General features: G+C 51.2%; 3 protein-coding genes and 1 pseudogene. 2 read left to right on the forward strand and 2 right to left on the reverse strand.

Going from position 1 to position 2,277, the window contains the following annotated elements; translation table 11 throughout:
* Together H6F50_RS00165 and H6F50_RS00170 are read left to right on the forward strand one after the other, a co-directional pair.
* A pseudogene (locus H6F50_RS00165) lies at positions 1-1,044 on the forward strand (serine/threonine-protein phosphatase); the annotation flags it as partial.
* Positions 1,045-1,228: 184 nt separating this feature from the next.
* Positions 1,229-1,453: a ferredoxin-thioredoxin reductase variable chain gene (locus H6F50_RS00170; protein WP_190412587.1), complete on the forward strand. Its 225-nt coding sequence runs from the start codon at positions 1,229-1,231 to the stop codon at positions 1,451-1,453.
* 63 nt (positions 1,454-1,516) lie between these two features.
* On the opposite strand, the gene H6F50_RS00175 is transcribed toward H6F50_RS00170, so the two are convergent.
* Both H6F50_RS00175 and H6F50_RS00180 read right to left on the reverse strand, forming a co-directional pair.
* The gene (locus H6F50_RS00175; RefSeq protein WP_190412586.1) at positions 1,517-1,741 is read right to left on the reverse strand and encodes a hypothetical protein; all 225 of its coding nucleotides are present in this window, start codon (positions 1,739-1,741) and stop codon (positions 1,517-1,519) included.
* 62 nt (positions 1,742-1,803) lie between these two features.
* Positions 1,804-2,277 (reverse strand): YdcF family protein (locus H6F50_RS00180; RefSeq protein ID WP_190424962.1); only part of this gene is annotated, 474 nt, incomplete at its 5' end.

A 2,277-nucleotide genomic window follows, 5' to 3' on the forward strand; every position in this document is an offset into this window, starting at 1 on the left:
GCAAGTATCCGGGTAGTCAATAACCTCATTTGTGCCCGCAATGACGAACAAGGACGAGAGTCTAGGCGGCGGATGGGAACGACGCTGGTGATGGCTCTCCAGCTGCCCCAGAAGGTGGCGACAGCTAACTCTGGTGTGGGGAATGCCCACGAACTCTATATCGCTCATGTTGGAGATAGCCGCGCCTACTGGATTACCCCCCATTCCTGCCAGATGCTGACAGTAGACGATGACGTGGCTGCTAGGGAAGTACGAATGGGGCGCAGTCTCTACCGCGAAGCATTGCAGCGACCCGATGCCGGGGCACTCACCCAAGCGCTAGGCACGCGGGATGCCGAGTTTCTTCGTCCGAATGTGCAACGCTTCATTGTGGAAGAAGACGGACTGCTGCTGCTGTGTTCTGATGGTCTGAGCGACAATAACTGGGTTGAGCGTTCCTGGGTAGATTATGTGGAGCCGGTGCTTCAGGCTAAAATTCCCCTGGAGGCGGCAGTACAGTCCTGGATTGACTTAGCGAATCAGAAGAACGGTCACGATAATACTTCAGTCGTGATTACTTACTGCCGCGTTTCCCCAGAGTATCCGGTGCTACTCAATTTTGGCGAGATCGGGAATCTCACCTTGATGCCGAAAGCTACTCTGCAAGCTGAAGCTGAAGACGTGAAGTATGCTGAAGCGGTGCCAGTGGAAATCGTTCCGGCAAAGCCAAACCGACTGCGCCGAGGGAAAGGGTTGGTCGTCACACTGGGAGTCTTCCTCCTACTGCTGGGGGGCAGTGCTGCTGGGTTATATGCTTGGTGGAAATACAATCCTCAAGGGTTCCAGCAAATACGCGATCGCTTGTTCAACCCCGCACCGTTGCCCGTTCCAGTCCCCGAAACGCCATCTCCCGCTTCCAGCGTGCCGCCATCACCGCAAAACTCTCCGTCTCCATCTACACAAGTGCCGCCCCCGCCCGAAAATTCAGCGTCACCAGTTCCCTCAGTACCCCCTCCCGAAAATTCAGCATCGCCAGTTCCGTCAGCACCCCCTCCAAGTCCATAAAGAGGAAGTTACCGTCCTGTGCAAGAATATTAAGGTTGTTCACAATAGCACAATGCTTGGGTACTGGTAAGAGCCAAGCGTCTTGATAGGCAACGCTCCCAGCTCACCACGCTTGGTGGAAGCAGTTATTCCTCAAAAGAAGGCTGCACCAGTTTGACTCAGATACCCAACCGGAGATCAAGAAATGAAAGTAGGCGATCGCGTCCGCGTTATCAAATCTGTGATTGTTTACCACCATCCTGAAAATAAGGGTAAGCCTTTTGATGTCAAGGATCGGGAAGGAGAAGTGGTCTCAATCATTCACGAATGGCAAGGCAGACCCGTCAGCGCCAACCTTCCAGTTTTTGTCCAGTTTGACAAAAAATTTAAAGGTCACTTCCGCGAGGATGAGCTAGAAACTCTAAATTAGGCTCATGGTCAATGGCTCATATTCGCGATTAGCTATGAGCCATTGACCATGAGCCATTGACTATCATCGCCTACCGCGATTAAACCAGCCGAATATATTGATGTCACCCCGCATTCTCTGCAACTCTTGCCGGTTAGCTTCCGCTGTCATCTGATACCACTGGCAGTAACGCTCAAGTTCCTTTCGGTACTCGGCTTCCCGGTAAAAGTCATGAGTCATTTGGTAGGTGGCAAAGATGTCCGCTACGGGGGGAGGTGCTGGAATAAAGTGTGGGAATTCTTTTGGCATTTTTGAAGGTTGGAAGGTTGAAGGTTGGAAAAATAATCGCTTCAAACTACTGTCTAAACTTTTTAAAGCCAGCCTTTAAGGCGATAGATCCCTGTTCCAATGTATTCTTTTAACGCTCTGGTTGACCTGTGTAACCGCTCGGCATCTGGTAAAACATTTAGGATTCGAGCTTGCAGGCTCCTGTTGGATTCGAGAAAGTCTGCTTCTGTCACCAAAAAGTCGGTGGGTGCGGGGATGGCTTGAATTCCCTGACGCTTGAAAATCAGGAGCGATCGCGGCATATGCATTGCCGAAGTCACTAATAATACTCGGCGAATCCCCTGCTTTTCTAAAATTTGCCGCACATTCACCGCATTTTCATAAGTGTTCAAAGAGCTAGGATCTTGAAGGATGGCAGATTTAGGGACGCCTAATGTTTCTAAAATTACAGCCATATCCGCAGATTCCGGTGCCCCACTGCCCCGCCAGTCGATGCGTCCGCCGCTAGCAATCACGAGAGGAGCTTTGCCTTCGCGGTATAACTGGGCACCATAGAA

Origin of the sequence: Coleofasciculus sp. FACHB-712 (genome assembly GCF_014695635.1) — a bacterium.
In the GTDB taxonomy this organism is placed as follows: Bacteria; Cyanobacteriota; Cyanobacteriia; order Cyanobacteriales; family FACHB-T130; genus FACHB-T130.